This window comes from Legionella rubrilucens (genome assembly GCF_001468125.1).
Classification (GTDB): domain Bacteria; phylum Pseudomonadota; class Gammaproteobacteria; order Legionellales; family Legionellaceae; genus Legionella_C; species Legionella_C rubrilucens.
On sequence record NZ_LNYT01000020.1, the window covers coordinates 799,741 to 818,627 of the forward strand.

An 18,887-nucleotide genomic window follows, 5' to 3' on the forward strand; every position below is an offset into this window, starting at 1 on the left:
ATTGGATTACAAAAAACTTGGAATTAAACCATCTCAACCTCCTGGTACTCCCCGGGTTTAAGATCACCCAGCGACCACTGATCAATGCGATGGCGAACAAGTCTTAACGTAGGATAATCAATCGCTGCTGTCATTTTCCGCACCTGATGATTTTTCCCTTCACTCAGGATAATCTCCAACCAGGTGGTGGGAACGTTTTTTCGAAAACGAATGGGCGGATTCCTGGGCCATAATTTCGGCTCTTCAATAAGACGAACTTTGGCCGGCAGGTAGCGTACGCCGCCAATCAGCATGCCTTTCCTTAAAGGCATTAAGTCTTTATCCTCGGGTTGGCCTTCGACCTGGACCCAGTAATACTTCTGTTTATTAAAGCGAGGATGGGTTAATTGGTGTTGTATCCTCCCCTCATTGGCTAAAATCAGCAAGCCCTCACTGTTTTTGTCCAAACGGCCAGCCGCGTAAAAGCCAGGACGTTTGATAAAGTCCGCCAGGGTCTGCTCGTGCTCGGTACCGCTGAATTGGCAGACCACGCCATAGGGTTTATTAAAAAGTAATAACGTACTCAAATGAATCAAACTGTGAATAGAAAAGAATAAATCCTATTATGCCGTGAATGGGAGTTGGGACAAAGCATTTTGGCATGCTATGATAATTGCCTCTTATTAAGACGGAGTTGCCAATGACATTTGAAAAAATTCGTATCCCGACAGAAGGGCAAGCGATAACCGTTGCCGCTAATGGTTCTCTGCAGGTACCTGACCAACCGATTATTCCTTTTATTGAAGGAGATGGCATCGGCGTTGATGTAACTCCCCCCATGATTCGTGTGGTTGATGAAGCGGTAAAAAAAGCATACGGCGGCAAGCGTAAGATTGCCTGGATGGAAGTCTATGCCGGTGAAAAAGCCACTAAAGTCTACGGCAACGATCAATGGCTGCCTAAAGAAACCTTAGACGCCTTGAAAAAATACGTGGTTTCAATCAAGGGGCCACTGACCACACCGGTCGGCGGCGGTATTCGCTCATTGAATGTAGCCATTCGTCAGGATTTGGACCTCTATACCTGCCTGCGTCCAATCCGTTATTTTACGGGTGTACCCAGTCCGGTGAAAGAACCCTGGAAAACCGACATGGTTATTTTCCGGGAAAATTCCGAAGACATTTATGCCGGTATTGAGTGGCAGGCGGATTCCCCGGAGGCAAAAAAAGTCATTGAATTTTTGCGAAACGAGATGGGTGTGAAAAAGATCCGCTTTCCAGACCATTGCGGCATTGGGATCAAGCCGGTGTCCGAGCAGGGTACCCGCCGTCTGGTTAAAGCGGCTATTCAATATGCCATTGACAATGATCGCGATTCCGTCACCCTGGTTCACAAAGGCAACATCATGAAATTCACCGAAGGGGCATTCAAGGATTGGGGATACCAGGTTGCCCGCGACAGTTTTGGCGCCAAAGACTACCAGGGCGGCCCGTGGATGGAGTTTAAAAACCCCAAAACCGGTAAACAGATTGTCATTAAAGACGTGATTGCGGATGCTTTCCTGCAACAGATTCTGCTGAGACCTGAAGACTACAGTGTCATTGCCACCTTAAACTTAAACGGTGACTACATTTCCGATGCCCTGGCGGCCCAGGTGGGAGGCATTGGTATTGCTCCGGGCGCCAACATGAGCGATGAAGTGGCTGTGTTTGAGGCAACCCACGGTACGGCCCCCAAATACGCCGGTCAGGATAAAGTCAACCCCGGTTCCCTGATTCTGTCGGCCGAAATGATGCTGCGCCACATGGGCTGGACTGAAGCGGCGGATCTGATCATTAAAGGGGTCGACGGGGCTATCGAAGCCAAGACGGTCACTTATGATTTTGAACGTCTGATGGATGGGGCAACCTGTGTCAGCAGTTCAGGCTTTGCAGAGGCGATGATTAAGCACATGTAAAATAAATCGGCCCGGAAGACTTAAGAAAGCATTTTCCGGGCCGATGATTAATTCAGGGCTTAACGAGGCAGTTGATTGTACAGTCAGTGATAATCTCCCTGTTTTTCATCCATGGATGGTCCCGAATACCCACAGGAAAGCTATAATTGAAGGAGAGATCAAAAGCATCCCTCGTCATGATGAGTGTTATATGGACAGGATGTAATTGAATATCACAGGGTTTAATTTTTTCATTGATTAATTCCATTTTTTACTGGCCAAATGAGCGTTGTAAGTCTATAAAATTAGTAAAGGGTGTAAGAAAATGAGCGGGCAATTTTTAGAGGAAATTGTCGAGCGCAGGACAGCGGAAGCAGAAGTACTGCCTGCACTCAAACAACCTAAAAAATTCAGAGTAATCATGCTCAATGATGACTACACCCCCATGGAATTTGTAGTGAGTGTGTTAAAGCGTTTTTTTCAGTTAAGCGAGCAATTGGCTACACAGGTGATGTTGCAGGTTCATTTTGTTGGTAAGGGTGTGTGTGGGGTGTTTACGAGGGATATCGCAGAAACAAAGGTCGCTCAGGTCAACGATTTTGCCAGAGCGAATGAACATCCCTTATTATGTACCATGGAGCCCGAATAATTGGCGGTGGGGTTGAGAGGAGCAAAGAAATGTTAAACAAAGAACTTGAATTCACCTTAAACCTTGCTTTTAAGGAAGCCAAAGAGAAACGTCATGAATTCATGACCGTTGAACATCTACTCCTTTCCTTGCTCGATAATCCTGCTGCAGGCAATGTGTTGCAGGCCTGTGATGCGAACATCGATGCCCTGCGCCGTGATCTGATTGAATTCATTGATGAAACCACGCCGCGAATCCCGGATGATGAACTCGATAGAGAAACACAACCCACCCTGGGTTTTCAACGCGTCCTGCAGCGCGCAGTCTTCCATGTCCAATCCGCCGGAAAAACCGAAGTGACCGGTGCTAACGTACTCGCTGCCATATTCAGTGAACAGGAAAGTCAGGCGGTGTATTTCCTGCGCCGTGAAAACATTACCCGTCTGGATGTCATTAATTACATCTCCCACGGGGTCTCCAAGTACCATAATAATGACCTTAACGAAGGCATGAATTCCTCCATGGACGAAGAAATGATGTCCGGGGAAGGCACGGAGTCGCCACTCGAAAGCTATTGCACCAATTTAAACAAACGCGCCAGAATGGGCAAAATTGACCCATTGATTGGCCGCCATGAAGAAATTCAACGCACCATCCAGGTGCTTTGCCGCCGCCGCAAAAACAACCCCCTGCTGGTGGGGGAAGCCGGTGTGGGCAAAACGGCCATTGCTGAAGGCCTGGCCCGCCGTATTGTTGATGGCGAGGTGCCTGAGGCCATTCAAAATTGCATCGTTTACTCCCTGGATTTGGGGGCATTGCTGGCGGGTACTAAATACCGCGGCGATTTTGAAAAACGGTTAAAAGCCGTTCTGAAGCAACTAGGTCATCAAGAAGGCGCTGTTCTATTCATCGATGAAATTCATACCATCATTGGTGCTGGTGCTGCCTCAGGCGGCGTAATGGATGCCTCAAACCTCATTAAACCCCTGCTGGCCAATGGCGAGCTGAAATGCATCGGTTCAACCACGTACCAGGAATACCGCGGTATTTTTGAAAAAGATCGCGCCCTGGCTCGGCGTTTCCAAAAAATTGACATCACAGAACCGTCTGTGGAAGAAACCTTTGAAATTCTTAAGGGCTTAAAAGGACGTCTTGAAGAGCATCATGGGGTTAAATTCTCCATTCCAGCCTTGAAAGCGGCGGCTGAACTGTCGGCAAAATACATCAATGATCGTTTCTTACCGGATAAGGCCATTGATGTGGTGGATGAGGCCGGCGCGTATCAAAACCTGTTGACGGCCAATAAACGCCGTAAAATCATCAGCGTGACAGAGATTGAAAGCGTGGTAGCTAAAATAGCCCGCATCCCGGTTAAAAAAGTGTCTGCGCGGGATAAAGACACCCTGCGTAACCTGGAGCGTGACCTTAAACTACTGGTTTATGGTCAAGACATTGCCATCACTGCCTTAGCCTCCGCCATTAAACTGGCCCGCTCCGGTCTGCGTGAACCGCAAAAACCGGTCGGATGCTTCCTGTTTGCCGGCCCCACCGGGGTAGGTAAAACGGAAGTCACACGCCAGTTAGCGAATGTCCTGGGTATTGAATTGCTGCGTTTTGATATGTCGGAGTACATGGAGAAGCACACCGTATCCCGTTTGATCGGGGCCCCTCCAGGGTATGTGGGTTATGATCAGGGCGGTTTGCTGACCGAAGCGGTCACCAAAAACCCCCATTCCGTTCTACTGCTTGATGAAATTGAAAAAGCGCATCCGGACGTCTTTAACCTGCTTCTGCAAATCATGGACCACGGTACTTTAACCGATACCAATGGCCGTCAGGCGGATTTCCGTCATGTTATTTTGGTCATGACCAGCAATGCCGGCGCCAGTGAAATCAGCCGAAATTCGATTGGCTTCTCACTCCAGGACAACAGCAATGACGGCTTGGAAGTGATTAAGCGTCAATTCAGTCCCGAATTTAGAAACAGACTGGATGCCATCATCAATTTCGCACCGCTGGACAACGTGACGATTGGCCTGGTTGTTGATAAGTTCATCATGGAACTTGATGAGCAATTGAGCAATAAAGGGGTCACGTTTAAAGTGGATAAAGCCGCGCGGGAATGGCTGATTGAACATGGCTACGATAAAGCCATGGGGGCAAGACCAATGGCTCGCCTCATTCAGGAAAACATTAAAAAACCCCTGGCCGATGAGTTGCTGTTTGGAAAATTATCCAATGGTGGCCACGTCACCTTGAAAGTGAAGGACGGTAAACTGCATTTTGACAGCCATGATTACCGTGAGGGTGTGTGCTAAAGTCATTCCTACTGGAAGCCAGTTATCAAAATATCCACAGTCATGTGGATATTTTTTTATATTAAACGGTTACCGAAACCAACAGTTGAATCGGAGTAATTGGATTTTATGTTAAGTGTGATTATTATTGCTAAAAATGAGGCAGCCAATATCCAGCGATGCCTGGAGTCGGTTAAGTGGGCTGATGAAATCATTGTTCTGGATTCAGGAAGTACAGATCAGACGGTGGAAATTGCCAAAAAGTACACCGATAACATTTATCTGACCGATTGGCAGGGTTATGGTATACAAAAGCAACGTGCTTTGTCGGTGGCGACAGGTGATTGGGTCCTTAACCTCGATGCGGACGAGTCAGTCAGTGAGGGCTTAAAATTTGCCATTCAGCAAGTCATGGATTTAAACGAAGCTGATGCCTACCGTATTCCCATTTACATGAATTTTTATGGCAAGCCCATGCGTTATTCTTCAAGCCCCAAACGCCACATTCGCTTGTTCAAGCGGGAAGGGGCGCGTTACAGCGATGACATTGTTCATGAAAAAGTGTTGTTGCCGTCTGAAGCGAAAGTCGAAAAATTAAAACAAAGCATACTGCATCATTCCTACCAGGATTTAAGTCATGCCATTGCCAAAATGAACCGGTATTCTTCTTACACGGCCAGAACCCGCCGCAAAGAAGGCAAGCCGCCTTCCTTTATCAGCATCCTGTTTTCGGCTGGCTGGATGTTTTTCCGCTGCCTGATTTTACAGCGCGGATTTCTAGACGGAAAAGAGGGTTATATTCTGGCTGTCCTTAACGCCGAAGGCTCGTTTTATCGAGGTGTCAAACAACTCTATCCCGATCGCCGCATTAGCGATTTGCCGGATGTCAAAGAGAGTAAAAAAGAAGAGAATGACTAAGTCTTTCTCTTCCGTTCAGTGGGAAAGGCAGGAGAGCACAACTAAAAAGCCAGCTTCAATTGTTCCCAATAGCTGTTGTAAAGTGCCAGCGTTTCCTCCCCGACATCCCGCTGAAAATGGGCTCGTTTCATTGTTTCCGCATCCGGGTATACCAGGCGGTTATCACGAATGGCAGCGGGTAATTTAAGCCAGGCTTCCCTGTTGGTAATGGCATGACCTTCCTTCAGGGCAATTTGCTCGCTCACCCCAGGTTGCAGCAGATAATCAATAAAGGCATACGCCTCCGTGGGATGCGGCGGATTGACAGGAATGGCCAGGCAATCAACCCAAACCACAAACCCATCGAGAGGGTAGGAAAAACCAATCGCTTTGTTCTCCGCCTGGGCTTTAAAGGCATCGCCATTCCACGCGGAACCTAGAGAAGCGTCTTCATCAATCATAATGGCTTGAATGCTGTCGCTGGCAAACAGTTTAATGTTGGGAACCAATTGCAGTAAATGCTGGTAAGCCGCTTCAATGTGTTTGGGATCACGATCGTTTGGATCAAAACCAAGGCTCATGAGGGCAATGGCAAAAACTTCACGGGAATCATCCAGCAGCATTAACTGATTGCGCCATTGCGGCTGCCACAGTTCACGCCAGTAGACTGGCGGATGAATCACCCGCTGTTGATTAAAGAATATTCCCGTTGCTCCCCAAACCAGGGGAACGCTGAAATGATTACCCTTATCGTAATCATTATGCGAAAATTTTTCATCCACGTGGTTTAAATTGGGTAAGCGTTCAGGATCAAGCCGAGTCAGCATGTTAAGTTTGCGCATGCGTTCGACATAATAGGCTGAAGGCAGAATGACATCGTAAATGCTGCTGTTGCTGGCTTTTAATTTGGCAAAGAGCGTCTCATTGCTGTCATAAGTTGAAAAATTAACTTTAATGCCGGTGTCATGTTCAAATTGCTGAACGACCTTCTTCGGGATTTCACCGCCCCAGACATACACATTGACGACTTGCTCCCCAAACACTGCGGAGGTAAAAAAAACACTCAGAAATAGCAAAACACGTTTCATATTTTTTTACTCGCCAGTCGATGAGCCACAATGACTAACATCATGGACAGTGCAAAGGTAAAGGAGCATAAGGCATTTAACTCCGGGGTGACGCCGGCTCGTACCAGAGAATAAATCGTCAGAGGCAGGATATTGAAATCAGGACCAGCGACAAAATAACTGATAATGACATCGTCGAACGATAAGGTAAAACACAAAAGAAAGCCGCTTAATATCCCTGGCCATAACAGGGGAAGCAGAATTTTAGTCAAGGCTACGTACCGGCTGGCTCCCAAATCAAGGGCACTGAAATAAATGTTGGGATTCAATGTGCTGATGCGGGTATTAATGGTAATCATGACAAAGGGAATACAGAAGGTAATGTGAGCAATCAACAGGCTGGTGAAACCTAAAGGAATCTGCGACACATTAAAGAAAATCAGCAAGGCGACGCCTAAAACCAAATCAGGGATAATAATGAGCAGCAACAACAGGGTATAAAGAAACGTGTGATGACGGGTTTTAAAAAGGAACAATTGCACGCAGGCGAGAAGGCTTATGACGGTGGCGGCTGCGGCAGCGCACAAACCTAAAATCACGGAGTTGCTGAATGCAGCCCACAAGCCGCGATCATGAAACAGTTCGGTATACCATCGCAGAGAAAAACCATGCCATTGCAGTGAGAATTTGGCGTTGTTGAATGAATAAATCACCAACACCAGAATCGGAATGTAGAGCATGGCATAGACGCAAAATAAAAAAGCTTGACGGGCAAGTGACTTCAATGGGTAACCTCCTTATTCAGGCCTCGATAGAAAACCAGGAGTAAAACCAGAAGCAAAGTCAGCACAACGCTGGTGGCCGAGCCCTGCGGCCAGTTCTCTACCACCAGAAATTGGTTCTGGATTAAATTGCCAAGCAGGATGGAACGCGCGCCGCCTAAGACATTGGGTATATAAAAGAGTGTCATTGCCGGTAAAAACACCAACAGGCTGCCTGACACAATGCCGCTTGCTGTATTGGGTAAAAATACCCGCGAAAATATAGCCCATCGGTTGGCGCCTAAATCTTTTGCAGCTTCAATCAGACGGAAATCAAAGCGCTCCATGTTGGTAAATAGTGGAAGCACCATAAAAGGAAAGAGGTTATACACCAGGCCGGATATCACTGCAAAGTTGGAGTAAAGCAGCGACAGAGGTGTATCAATCAGGTGCAGTTTAAGCAGGATAGCGTTTAATACGCCCTTGAATTTAAGTATGGCAATCAAGGAATAGGTACGGACCAGCGAGCTGGTCCAGAATGGGATGATAATAAGAAGCAACAGCAGGGATTGATGCCTGGATTTAATCATTAAGTAACTGAATGGGTAGGCAATCAGCAGGCAGAGTACAGTTGTAATCAAAGCAATACCGACGGAGCGCAGGAAAATTTTAGCAAACACCGGATCGATTAAGGCCGTGTAGTTATCCAGAGTAAAAGGCAAGGTGACCAGATGAACACTGTCCCTGGATAAAAAACTCGCGATCACCACCAGCGAAAGTGGAAGAAAACTAAACAGTAACAGCCAGCCATAAAAAAGCGTCAATGACAGGGATTTAGTTTTCATAAGGCAACAGGACCTCCCAACCTGGCAGCCATTCCACCCAGACCGTTTCATGAAGGGCATATTCCAGCTTGTCATCATCTTCATCAAAAAATTCCGAGGCATTGATCACGGCACCTGACGGGAGGGCAACTTTCAAATCCACCGTGGAACCTTTGTAGATAATGTCTAAAATTTTACCAGGCAGCATGCCGCGTGACTCCGTGACCTCAGACAGACTCCAGACCCGAATGTCTTCCGGCCGCACAATCACATGCACCTTATCCCCAACCCGATAATGACCGGTGTTTTTGCATTGAATGCGAATGTCTTCGATGGTGGTGGTTAATTCGTCAGTATCCGCTGCGATGACTTCGGCATTAAAAATATTGGCCTCACCGATAAAGCTCGCCACGTGCAGGTTGGCCGGGGTTTCATACACCTCACGCGGGGTGCCGACCTGTTCGATGTGGCCCAGATTAAACACCACGATGCGATCCGACATGGACAGGGCTTCTTCCTGATCATGGGTCACAAAAATAAAGGTCATGTTCAACGTTTTCTGGATTTGCTTTAATTCGTACTGCATGGCTTTTCGCAGGCGGTAGTCGAGCGAACTTAAGGGTTCATCGAGCAACAGCACCTGCGGGCGGTTAATGATCGCCCGGGCAATGGCCACTCGCTGCTGCTGGCCGCCGCTTAACTGCCTGATATTGCGATTGGAAAAAGACTCAAGCTGCACCAGACGCAGGGCCTCAAGAACACGGGTCCTTATTTCGTCTTCGGCAATGCGTTTGCATCGCAGTGCAAAAGCGACATTTTCAAACACGGATAAATGCGGAAACAGCGCATAGCTTTGAAAAACGGTATGCACATCGCGTTTTTGCGGGGGCAGGGCATTGACGCATTGCCCATTGATGTAAATTTCACCTTCGCTGGGTTGCTCAAAGCCGGAAATTAAACGCAGCAGCGTGGTTTTACCACACCCTGAGGGGCCAAGCAGGGTAAGAAATTCCCCGTTATAAACCGTGAGATTTAAGCGATCAAGAATGAGGGTATTGCCATACGATTTACTCACATCCTTGATTTCTATCAGCGAGGTGGTCATGAATAATGTCAAATAAAATCCGCAATTATGAGGTTTCCTGCCGCGATTGTCCAGGGTTTTAGACCGCGCGGCAGGGTTAGCATTTTACCAAGGCGTCACTGAAACAGTGGGGGTTGTGTTGGGTTGTAATGAACAGAGTTCGGAAATACTGCCGTCGTTACAAAGCACCACGCCCAGTTCATTGACGGTAAACACGCCGCCTTGCCAGAGGCAGCAGCCGGGAAGCAATTGCAGATCCATCACCGCATGACGGGTACAATAGCAAGACGAATAATAACCATTGTTGCAAACGTAGCGGCCAGCCGAGGAGTCGCAGTAACTGATGCCTCCCATTTGTGCACAGCAGACATCAACGTTGCAATTACGCGGGCACTGATCCTGACACACTGCCTGGGCATTGGGTGCGCATGAGCCGGCGAAAACAGGTGAAAAGCTCGCAGTGAGCAGGCAAAAAAAGAATATCGAACTGAATAAGCGCATTGCGTTTCCCCAGGTTATCATCTGTTGAGCATATCATAAGTTTCTGATGAAAAAGAAGTTATTCGCAGGCGTTTATTCGTCGGTAAAATCATCCTGCCGACAGCATCATCCAGCGATTGGTACCGAGATGAATGACTAGGACTCCATCTCTTCCAGGGTCTGCGGCAGGACCCGTGCGTCTGAATCCAGATCAACCGCCTCAATTTTTTGAAAACGCTGGGCGATTTTACGCGCAGACGTCGTGACTTCGCCAACGTCATGGTGGGCGAGATCAATGTGCTTGGACAGTTTATCCATGCGCTTTTCGAAACGTTGAAAATCATCGGCCAGTGCATGTAAATGGTTTTGAATAATATGAACCTGAGTTCGTGTGGCATCGTCTTTTAACACGGCGCGCGCCGTGGTTAATACGGCCATCAGGGTGCTCGGCGAGACGAGCCAGACTTTCAGGCGTTGCGAAAGGGCGATCACCTCGGGGTAATTCGCATGTATTTCGGCAAAAATGGCCTCAGCCGGAATGAACATCATGGCGCTGTCCGTGGTTTCTCCGCGAATAATGTATTTCTCGGCGATGTCTTTAATGTGTTTTTGCAAATCCTGGCGAAACTGTTGTTGCAAGGGTTTGCGCTCAGTCAACGGCAAGGCATTGTTCATCAGTTTCTGATAGGTTTCGAGCGGAAATTTGGCATCAATGACAATGTGTCCGGTAGGCTCTGGCAAAAACAGGATGCAATCGGCCCGCCTTTGATTGGACAAGGTGTGCTGCATGCGGTAATGGTTAGCAGGAATCATGTTGTCTATCAGCGCGGCCAGTTGCACTTCGCCAAAAGCACCGCGTGCGCGTTTGTCCACCAGAACATCCTGCAGGCTGACAACATGGGAAGACAGTTCGGTTATTTTTTTCTGCGCTTCGTCAATGATGGTTAAGCGCCGAACCACATCGGTAAACGTGGTGGAGGTTTTTTCAAATCCTTCCGTCAGTTTATGATTGACCTGCTGGGTGAGCGAGTGCAGGTGGTTGCGTATTTCCTCCGTCAGCGATTGCAGATGCGAGGTCAGTGAGCCGGCATGCTGTTTAAAACTATGGCCAATCTGCTCACGGACATCGGTCATGTGGCGTTGGACTGTTTCACTGATAAGACGCTGACTGTTTAATTGGCCCTGAGTGATGCGCTCAACAAGCGGTGTCTGGCTGGCGTGCAATTGCTCATTGAGAGACAGGTGAAGTTTGTGTAATTCATCAACCAGCAGCAGCTGGGTTTTTTCCTGGCTCTGATGGCATTGATGACGCAACTGCGCCAGTTTTCTAAACAGCCAGAGGATTAAAAAAAAGTGCAGGGCTGCGGCGATGGCCACACCCTGCAAGACAGTGAACTGTTGAAAAAAACTCATTCCTGTCCTATCTGTTGAAGCGGGATTAACTGGCTGTACTCATAGACCGCTTTTAACTGACCGTAATCCGTCAATTGCAGGGCTCCCAGATAATAGGGGGCTTTGTAGGTCGTGCTTTCTTCGGGGTGAAAACTGAAATTCAATTCATTAAAGCCCGTAGCGAACCAGGCGGCGGATTGAACCGTATCAACAGGAATCACTTTACCCTGGTCGTCGGTCGCAAACAAAACAGCCTGCAGCGCATAACGGCTGCCGGTAGCGACTTCGACCTGGGCTTTGAATTGAAACGGTTCAGCCGGATTATCCCGCTTGATGCTTCGTACTGCCGCTGAAGGAATGGTATAGGAAAAGGCGGTGTGAGCCTGGCGCTTGACATTGCGGCCGCCGACATCGGTATCCACCTGCGCTTCAATGTACCAGTTTTCACCGTGAAACCCTTTTTCAGAACGCAGCATCACCTTGGCCTGGTAAACATCCCAGGAGACTTTTTCAAGCGTCAGCGCCCGTTGATTGCCGTCTGGAGTGACCAGACTGGCGGTAATGACATCGATGGGGTAACCCACGGCGTCGTCCCGCAAACTGAAGGTTGCAATCAACTCATCCCCATAATGATAACGCGCCTTATCGGTGGCCACTGTCAGGTAAGCATTGGAACCCTGATCAAAAACATGAATCACATAGGCATCCTGCTCATGACCTTTCACCGGATCACTTTTCAGGATGAACCGGCCAGAACCAAGCTCGGGTTTCAATTGCATGGCCATGAGGCTTTCACCGCCAAAGGCGGATTCTTTCAGTCCCTCCTCGTCGGCGAACAGGGAAGACGCTTCTTTCAGAGGAAGCACCTGATGTTTCTCTGTCTCCAGAATAAAATTCAGCTTAAGGCGGGAATTCGCTGCCGCGGGGCTGATACGGATGATTGCACCCGGGGCAAGCGTCTGCAGTGCGACCCCCTGACTTAATTGTTGAAGGGTGGTTCGCAGGCTGTATTTGTTGCTTTTCTGGGCATGCATGGTTTCATGGCCAAGCGGCAGATGATTCGTCGGCCAATCGCTGCTTAAATTGTCATGTGACAACGATTCGCAATGATCGCACTCATAGGGATGCACGGCTTCCTCGGGCAAAGTGAATGCCAGGCTTTGGCCTGCCCATAAGACAGATACCATCAGTAAATAAGTTGCTCTCACTTTCTAACTCCTTGTAACAAGAGATCATCGCGTAATATGTGTTCCAGACCAAAGCAGGAATGGCGGCTTTGATTATGGCTTAAAGGGATGCTGTCCTGAGTTCTGTTGATGTCAATAAACCAGAGATCACCGGCCAGTTGTTGAGACACGCAATTTAAAAAGCCGTCTGAACACTTGTCCAGATAAATTTTGGTGATTTTTAACCCGGCATTGAGGAAGTAACCATTGCAATAGCTGGCGGAAGAGAAGGGGGAGGCGGTGACGTCAGTGCCAATCACGATGCGGAAAGAAACCGGCAGAGACAACCGTCCCGGCGTACCGAGCAGCAATTCATCGTTGAACAGAGCCATGTCGCCTACGCGTTGTTGACGGACTGAGTCATTGCGATAGCCAAGCAGCCAACCCAGGGAGGATTCAAAAATATTGCCGTCCATCACCTCGTCCGCTAATGGTGTACCGCCGCTGGAGGGGGCAATGGCAATCACCTCCGAAATTCGGCGGCTTAATTTGTAATACCGCTTATCGTAAGTGGGATTGGACAGAATCCAGCGCAGCACATTGGCGCCGTTGGAGTGAGTGTAGACAACCAGTTTGCCTATTTTTTTAGCCTTGATGAACGCGAGCAGTTGATCGGCAGTGCATCCGGCGGCGTCTTCGTGCCACATGTACTGACTGTAATCGCAGGCCACAACCCAATAATTGTCAGGGTTTGGCAAAGACTCCGCCATGTAGGCAATGAAGTCTTTTTTCCAGTACCCGCCATCGGCATCGGCACGATGATCATTGGTACCGTGAATGAAAGCAATACCCAGGTTATTGGAAGACGAGGCGGAAAAGCTGACGCTGGAAAAAACAAAGAACAACAAACAGAAAAAAAATCGTGGTAAGTCCATTTCTTAAAAGCCCTGTTTAAAAGCCAAGCGGTATCTATACCATAATCCAGAGTTTGACGGCAAGAAAAAGAGGAATAAATCGCTCCTTGCCGCGCCTTAGAATTGGGTAAGTAAAAAAAGCTTAAGCGGCAGGTGCTTTACTGTGTCTTGCCTATAATTATGCTAGACTTTGTTTTTTATTTTCGATGACTAACCTCCATGACAGAGACGGTAAAAACTCAGGACGAGATTGTTCAAACCCTGGATGCGCTTCGCGAGAAAATCAGACAATATGATTATCATTATTACGTGCTTGATAATCCCCTGGTGCCGGACAGTGAATACGACCGTTGCTTTAAAAATTTACAACAATTGGAAAAACAGTACCCTCAACTGGTCACGTCGGATTCACCAACCCAACGCATAGGCGGTCATGCCGCTATTGCCTTTGAACCGGTTGCCCATCGTGTCCCGATGTTATCCTTGGGCAACGTGTTTACCGACGACGAATTGCGTGCCTTTTTCAAACGGGTAGCCGATCGTCTTGAGTGTGATCCGGCGAGTCTGGTTTTTACCTGTGAATTGAAGCTCGACGGTCTGGCGGTCAATCTGACCTATGAGCACGGCCTGTTGATGTCCGCCGCAACACGCGGCGACGGCGCCGTGGGTGAAAACATCACCAATAACATTAAAACCATTGCCGCAGTCCCCCTGAAACTGCACAGCCCCAATCCGCCTGCGTTCGTGGAAATTCGCGGGGAAGTGTACATGCCCAAAGCCGGCTTTGAAGCGATGAATGACAAGGCGAGGCAGGCGGGAGAAAAAACCTTCGCCAACCCGCGCAATGCGGCGGCAGGGAGTCTGCGCCAGCTTAACCCGGCCATTACCGCAAGCCGTCCACTGGAGATTTATTGCTACGGCATCGGCGAATGCGAGGGCGCTTCATTACCAGATACCCATTTTGAGCAGTTGCAATGGCTTAAAAGCATGGGTTTTCGCGTGTCGCCAGAGAGCCAGCGAGTTATTGGCATTGACGGTTGCCTTGACTATTACCATGCCATGGCCAGACGACGGGATGCCTTGCCTTATGAAATCGATGGTGTGGTTTATAAGCTTGACAGTATCCCCTTACAGAAAAAACTCGGCTTTGTGGCGCGTGCGCCGCGCTTTGCCTGCGCTCACAAGTACCCGGCGCAGGAGGAGATGACCCAGCTCATCGCCGTGGATTTTCAGGTCGGCCGCACCGGCGCCCTGACGCCGGTGGCGCGCTTGAAACCCGTGACCGTTTCGGGCGTGACCGTCAGCAATGCCACCCTGCATAACATGGATGAAATCACGCGCAAGGACATCCATCTTGGCGATACGGTGATCATTCGCCGCGCCGGTGATGTGATTCCGGAAGTGGTTTCCGTAGTGATGGAAAAACGCCCTGACGACATCAAACCCATTGAACTGCCGGCCCATTGCCCGGTTTGCGGGGCCGATGTGGTCCGGGAAGAGGGTGAGGCTGTGGCACGCTGCACGGGAGGATTGTTCTGCGGGGCACAGTTAAAACGAATGATTTGGCATTTCGCGTCGCGGCGTGCCATGGGCATTGATGGGCTTGGGCGCGTGATCATTGATCAATTGGTGGAAGAGAAATTAATCCTGGATGTGGGTGATCTCTACACGCTCGATTTGAAGCAGGTTGCCGCTTTGCCGCGCATGGGGCTTAAATCCGCAGAGAATTTATTGCAATCCCTGGAAAAAAGCAAAACCACGACGTTTCGTCGTTTTCTGTATGCGCTGGGGATTCGTGAAATTGGTGAAGTCAGCGCCCAGGTTCTGGCGGATGAGTTTCAAACGATTGACAACCTCAAAGCCGCCACCATGGACCAATTGCTCGCGCTCAGGGACATTGGACCGGTGGTGGCTTACCATGTGGTGCAGTTTTTTGCCCAGCCCCATAATGTTTTGGTGATTGACAAATTATTAGCTGCAGGCATTCACTGGCCGATTGTCAGTGCGAAAACCGTGGACAATAGGCATCCTTTCTTTGGTAAAACAGTTGTCTTGACCGGCACGCTAAGCAGCATGAGTCGTGAGGATGCCAAAGCCAGGCTTCATGCTGTGGGTGCCAAAGTGACAGGCAGCGTGTCGGCGAAAACCGATTACGTCATTGCCGGCGTTGAGGCAGGCTCCAAACTCGATAAAGCCATGGATCTTGGGGTTACCGTACTTAATGAGCAGGAATTTCTTAACCGGCTGTCTTGACTAAAGCAGCCGGTGCTCCCATCATAGTATCGGATAATCAGGCATTTAAGGAAAGGATTCATCATTTGAACATACTACGCAAAAGCAGCTTACTTTTGTCATGTATCTTCCTGTTGTTGACGCCATCTGCCTGGTGCTTAGTCCTTAATGACCCTTACCCTGAAAGTGAATCTCAGGAAAAAATTTATTACTCTTCGTTTGCAGAGCAGCCGAAAACCCTTGATCCCGCACGCTCCTACTCCAGTAATGAATACCAATTCATTGGGCAGATTTATGAGCCGCCGCTTAAATACGATTACCTGAAACGCCCCTATGAATTAATACCGCGTAGTGCGGCGGGTATGCCTGTTGTCCGTTACCTCGATAAAAACCATAATCCTTTGCCGGAGGCAGACAGCAGGACCGCCTACAGTGTGTATACCATTCAGATTAAGCGCGGAATTTTCTATCAACCGCATCCTGCCCTGGCCAAAGACAAGAGCGGGCAGCCCTTGTATCTTGAGCTGCCGGCAGACTACCTTGAAGACAACGACATCAGCAAATTGTCGGATTTCCCACAGACCGGAACGCGTGAACTGGTGGCCGATGATTTTATTTATGAAATTAAACGGCTGGCCTCGCCCGCCGTGAGTTCGTCCATTTACGGGTTGATGAGTGAACACATCGTCGGCTTTAAAGCGTTTGCTGCCTCGCTGCCGCCAGCCAGGCGCGGGGTGTTTCTTGATTTGCGAAAGTACCCGCTTGAAGGCGTTAAAAAAATCGATGATTACACCTTTGAAATGACGCTAAAAGGGCAATACCCGCAATTTGTATTCTGGTTGGCCATGCCCTTTTTTTCACCCATCCCCTGGGAGGCGGATCAATTCTACAGTCAACCCGACATGGATGATAAAAATCTGACGTTTGACTGGTATCCCATTGGTACCGGTCCATTCATGCTGATCGAAAACAATCCCAACCGGCAGATGGTCCTGCAGAAAAATCCCCACTATGCCCAGGAGATTTTTAGCGGTGAGGGCAATGAGGAGGACAGGAAAGCGGGCTACCTTAAGCATGTGGGTCAACCGCTGCCCCTGATTGACAAGGCCATTTACACCCTGGAAAAGGAAACCATCCCGCGTTGGAATAAATTCCTGCAGGGCTATTATGATTTATCCGGTATTTCCGCTGACAGTTTTGATCAGGCCATTCAGATTGGTGATTCCGGCGAACCGTCGTTGACTGAAAGCATGAAAGACAAACGGATTCGTCTCACCCAAACCATCGATCCCACCATTTATTATCTGGGCTTTAACATGCTGGATCCCGTGGTCGGCGGGTCTGGCGAAAGGGCCAGGAAATTGCGGTTGGCCATTTCCATTGCGGTTAATTTTGATGAAAACATTGCCATCTTCTTTAATGGCCGCGGCCAGGCGGCACAAGGACCGATCCCACCTGGAATATTCGGTTACCGTCAGGGCAAGGAAGGCATCAACCCCTATGTTTACACCTGGGATGGCAAGGCTCCGCAACGCCGTACTATAGAAGAAGCCCGCGCGTTGATGCGTCAGGCAGGCTACCCAGACGGGATTAATCCTGAAACCGGACGGCATTTAATTCTTCATTATGATGTGCCGGTCGCCGGAGGACCTGACGACAAGGCGGTGCTCGACTGGATGATTAAGCAATTCGCTAAAATTGGCATTGATTTAAACATTCGAGGGACACAATACAATCGTTTTCAGGAAAAAATGCGTGATGGGAATGCTCAGATTTTCAGTTGGGGATGGAATGCCGATTACCCCGATCCGGAGAATTTTTTATTCATGCTTTATGGTCGTAACGGCAAGGTGAAGTATGGTGGAGAAAATGCGGCGAATTATGAGAATAAAGAGTATGATCGTTTGTTTGATGAGATGAAAAACAGACCCAGTGATGACGCGCGCATGAAACTCATTGATCGCATGGTGGACATCGTCCGGCATGACGCGCCCTGGGCTTTCGGCATTAACAGCGAAACCATGACCTTGTCGCATCAGTGGATTTCGCCAACCAAGCCTGGTGCCTTTAATGTGGATGTGCTGAAGTATTTGTCCGTGAATGTGGCTGAGCGTAATCAATACCGGCAGGAATGGAATCAACCGATATTCTGGCCTCTGGGTGTAGCGTTCATTGTTCTATTGCTGGTGTTTTTGCCCCTGCTTGCGGCTTACCGCAGAAAAGAGCAGCAAATGGCTAAGAGGATGCGGGGATGATTGCCTACTTATTCAGACGCCTTGTTTACACAATTCCTATTTTACTGGGGATTAATCTGATTACCTTCGCGCTTTTTTTCATGGTCAATTCACCCGATGACATGGCCCGAATGCACCTTGGCCAGAAACACATCAAGAAGGAGGCTATTCAGCAATGGAAAGTCCAGCACGGTTACGATTTGCCTCTCTTTTACAATGACCAAAAGGATGGCATTAAGCAGTTGACCGACACGCTTTTTTTTGAAAAATCGTTACGGCTTTTTTCATTTGATTTTGGCGTTTCCGATGAGGGCAGGGATATCAGTTACGACATATCGCATCGCATGTGGCCAAGCCTTGCCATTGCCTTGCCGGTTCTGTTGATTGGCATGCTGGTTGACATTGTGTTTGCCATGGCCATGGCCTTTTTCCGCTCCACCTACCTCGATATCAGCGGCGTGGTGCTTTGCATTATTCTCATGTCCATTTCGAGCCTTTTTTACATCATTGGCGGGCAGTATCTTTTTGGCAAACTGTTAAAATGGGTGCCGATTTCAGGTTATGACGGCGGCGTTGAAAGCATCAAATTCATCGCCTTGCCTGTGATTGTCGCGGTGATTGGGGGCCTGGGTGCTGGAGCGCGCTGGTATCGGACTTTGTTTTTGGAAGAAATGAATCGCGACTATGTCAAGACGGCGCGGGCTAAAGGCCTGTCGGAAATTCGGGTCCTGTTTCGCCATGTATTAAAAAATGCGATGCTGCCGATTCTCACTGGCGTGGTGGTGATTATCCCTTCGCTGTTTATGGGAAGCCTGGTGCTTGAATCGTTTTTTGGTGTGCCGGGGTTGGGCAGTTACATCATTGATGCAATCCAGCAGCAGGATTTTGCCATCGTCAGGGCCATGGTATTCTTAGGATCGATTTTGTACATTGTTGGTCTCATTTTGACCGATATTTCCTACACTCTGGTCGATCCGCGTGTGAGGTTAGGCTGAT

General features: G+C 48.7%; 16 protein-coding genes. 7 read left to right on the forward strand and 9 right to left on the reverse strand.

All coding sequences use genetic code 11. The annotated features are described in order from the left end of the window. Positions 1-23: 23 nt before the first annotated feature. On the reverse strand, positions 24-566 hold the full coding sequence (locus Lrub_RS11410; protein ID WP_058532297.1) for a pseudouridine synthase: 543 nt from the start codon (positions 564-566) through the stop codon (positions 24-26). A 113-nt stretch (positions 567-679) separates the two neighbouring features. Here Lrub_RS11410 and icd point away from each other — a divergent pair, with 113 nt between their 5' ends. From icd to Lrub_RS11430, 4 genes are all read left to right on the forward strand, one after another. Further along, a complete protein-coding gene (icd, locus tag Lrub_RS11415; protein ID WP_058532203.1) occupies positions 680-1,936 on the forward strand; it encodes an NADP-dependent isocitrate dehydrogenase in 1,257 nt (418 codons plus the stop codon). Positions 1,937-2,240: 304 nt separating this feature from the next. Further along, on the forward strand, positions 2,241-2,564 hold the full coding sequence (clpS, locus tag Lrub_RS11420) for an ATP-dependent Clp protease adapter ClpS (protein ID WP_058532204.1): 324 nt from the start codon (positions 2,241-2,243) through the stop codon (positions 2,562-2,564). Between the two features lie 29 nt (positions 2,565-2,593). Then, on the forward strand, positions 2,594-4,861 hold the full coding sequence (clpA, locus tag Lrub_RS11425; RefSeq protein WP_058532205.1) for an ATP-dependent Clp protease ATP-binding subunit ClpA: 2,268 nt from the start codon (positions 2,594-2,596) through the stop codon (positions 4,859-4,861). 108 nt (positions 4,862-4,969) lie between these two features. Further along, the gene (locus Lrub_RS11430) at positions 4,970-5,758 is read left to right on the forward strand and encodes a glycosyltransferase family 2 protein (protein WP_058532206.1); all 789 of its coding nucleotides are present in this window, start codon (positions 4,970-4,972) and stop codon (positions 5,756-5,758) included. Between the two features lie 41 nt (positions 5,759-5,799). Here the strand turns inward: Lrub_RS11430 and Lrub_RS11435 are convergent, their stop codons facing one another. From Lrub_RS11435 to Lrub_RS11470, 8 genes are all read right to left on the reverse strand, one after another. After that, entirely contained in the window at positions 5,800-6,825 is a 1,026-nt protein-coding gene (locus Lrub_RS11435) for an ABC transporter substrate-binding protein (RefSeq protein WP_058532207.1), read from the reverse strand. Next, complete coding sequence (locus tag Lrub_RS11440; RefSeq protein WP_420324358.1) at positions 6,822-7,544, reverse strand: ABC transporter permease subunit; 723 nt, start codon at positions 7,542-7,544, stop codon at positions 6,822-6,824. The genes Lrub_RS11435 and Lrub_RS11440 overlap by 4 nt, the downstream gene beginning before the upstream one ends. Before the next feature lie 41 nt (positions 7,545-7,585). Further along, positions 7,586-8,410, reverse strand: a complete 825-nt coding sequence (locus Lrub_RS11445) for an ABC transporter permease (RefSeq protein ID WP_058532209.1) — start codon at positions 8,408-8,410, stop codon at positions 7,586-7,588. Continuing rightward, positions 8,400-9,494: a spermidine/putrescine ABC transporter ATP-binding protein PotA gene (potA, locus tag Lrub_RS11450; protein WP_058532210.1), complete on the reverse strand. Its 1,095-nt coding sequence runs from the start codon at positions 9,492-9,494 to the stop codon at positions 8,400-8,402. The genes Lrub_RS11445 and potA overlap by 11 nt, the downstream gene beginning before the upstream one ends. An 84-nt stretch (positions 9,495-9,578) precedes the next feature. Then, entirely contained in the window at positions 9,579-9,974 is a 396-nt protein-coding gene (locus Lrub_RS11455) for a hypothetical protein (protein WP_058532211.1), read from the reverse strand. Between the two features lie 135 nt (positions 9,975-10,109). Next, entirely contained in the window at positions 10,110-11,366 is a 1,257-nt protein-coding gene (locus Lrub_RS11460) for a DNA recombination protein RmuC (RefSeq protein WP_058532212.1), read from the reverse strand. Beyond that, positions 11,363-12,553 carry a DUF4785 domain-containing protein gene (locus tag Lrub_RS11465; protein WP_065235752.1) on the reverse strand — a complete coding sequence of 397 codons (1,191 nt, stop codon included), beginning with the start codon at positions 12,551-12,553 and terminating at the stop codon, positions 11,363-11,365. The genes Lrub_RS11460 and Lrub_RS11465 overlap by 4 nt, the downstream gene beginning before the upstream one ends. Next, a complete protein-coding gene (locus Lrub_RS11470; RefSeq protein WP_058532214.1) occupies positions 12,550-13,446 on the reverse strand; it encodes a hypothetical protein in 897 nt (298 codons plus the stop codon). Before Lrub_RS11470 ends, Lrub_RS11465 begins: the two co-directional genes overlap by 4 nt. 198 nt (positions 13,447-13,644) lie before the next feature. On the opposite strand from Lrub_RS11470, the gene ligA reads away from it, so the two are divergent. The 3 genes from ligA to Lrub_RS11485 all read left to right on the forward strand — a co-directional run bounded on the left by ligA (position 13,645) and on the right by Lrub_RS11485 (position 18,886). Further along, a complete protein-coding gene (ligA, locus tag Lrub_RS11475; RefSeq protein WP_058532215.1) occupies positions 13,645-15,678 on the forward strand; it encodes an NAD-dependent DNA ligase LigA in 2,034 nt (677 codons plus the stop codon). A gap of 95 nt (positions 15,679-15,773) precedes the next feature. After that, positions 15,774-17,912: an ABC transporter substrate-binding protein gene (locus tag Lrub_RS11480; RefSeq protein ID WP_133134147.1), complete on the forward strand. Its 2,139-nt coding sequence runs from the start codon at positions 15,774-15,776 to the stop codon at positions 17,910-17,912. Continuing rightward, positions 17,909-18,886 carry an ABC transporter permease gene (locus Lrub_RS11485; RefSeq protein WP_058532216.1) on the forward strand — a complete coding sequence of 326 codons (978 nt, stop codon included), beginning with the start codon at positions 17,909-17,911 and terminating at the stop codon, positions 18,884-18,886. Before Lrub_RS11480 ends, Lrub_RS11485 begins: the two co-directional genes overlap by 4 nt. The last annotated feature ends 1 nt before the right edge of the window (position 18,887 follow it).

Excerpts from the sequence above, each read along its gene's own strand:
- icd (WP_058532203.1), top strand. The coding sequence starts at position 680 with ATGACATTTGAAAAAATTCGTATCCCGACAGAAGGGCAAGCGATAACC.
- clpS (WP_058532204.1), top strand. The coding sequence starts at position 2,241 with ATGAGCGGGCAATTTTTAGAGGAAATTGTCGAGCGCAGGACAGCGGAA.
- clpA (WP_058532205.1), top strand. The coding sequence starts at position 2,594 with ATGTTAAACAAAGAACTTGAATTCACCTTAAACCTTGCTTTTAAGGAA.
- Lrub_RS11430 (WP_058532206.1), top strand. The coding sequence starts at position 4,970 with ATGTTAAGTGTGATTATTATTGCTAAAAATGAGGCAGCCAATATCCAG.
- Lrub_RS11435 (WP_058532207.1), bottom strand. The coding sequence starts at position 6,825 with ATGAAACGTGTTTTGCTATTTCTGAGTGTTTTTTTTACCTCCGCAGTG.
- Lrub_RS11440 (WP_420324358.1), bottom strand. The coding sequence starts at position 7,544 with ATGCTCTACATTCCGATTCTGGTGTTGGTGATTTATTCATTCAACAAC.
- Lrub_RS11445 (WP_058532209.1), bottom strand. The coding sequence starts at position 8,410 with ATGAAAACTAAATCCCTGTCATTGACGCTTTTTTATGGCTGGCTGTTA.
- potA (WP_058532210.1), bottom strand. The coding sequence starts at position 9,494 with ATGACCACCTCGCTGATAGAAATCAAGGATGTGAGTAAATCGTATGGC.
- Lrub_RS11455 (WP_058532211.1), bottom strand. The coding sequence starts at position 9,974 with ATGCGCTTATTCAGTTCGATATTCTTTTTTTGCCTGCTCACTGCGAGC.
- Lrub_RS11460 (WP_058532212.1), bottom strand. The coding sequence starts at position 11,366 with ATGAGTTTTTTTCAACAGTTCACTGTCTTGCAGGGTGTGGCCATCGCC.
- Lrub_RS11470 (WP_058532214.1), bottom strand. The coding sequence starts at position 13,446 with ATGGACTTACCACGATTTTTTTTCTGTTTGTTGTTCTTTGTTTTTTCC.
- ligA (WP_058532215.1), top strand. The coding sequence starts at position 13,645 with ATGACAGAGACGGTAAAAACTCAGGACGAGATTGTTCAAACCCTGGAT.
- Lrub_RS11485 (WP_058532216.1), top strand. The coding sequence starts at position 17,909 with ATGATTGCCTACTTATTCAGACGCCTTGTTTACACAATTCCTATTTTA.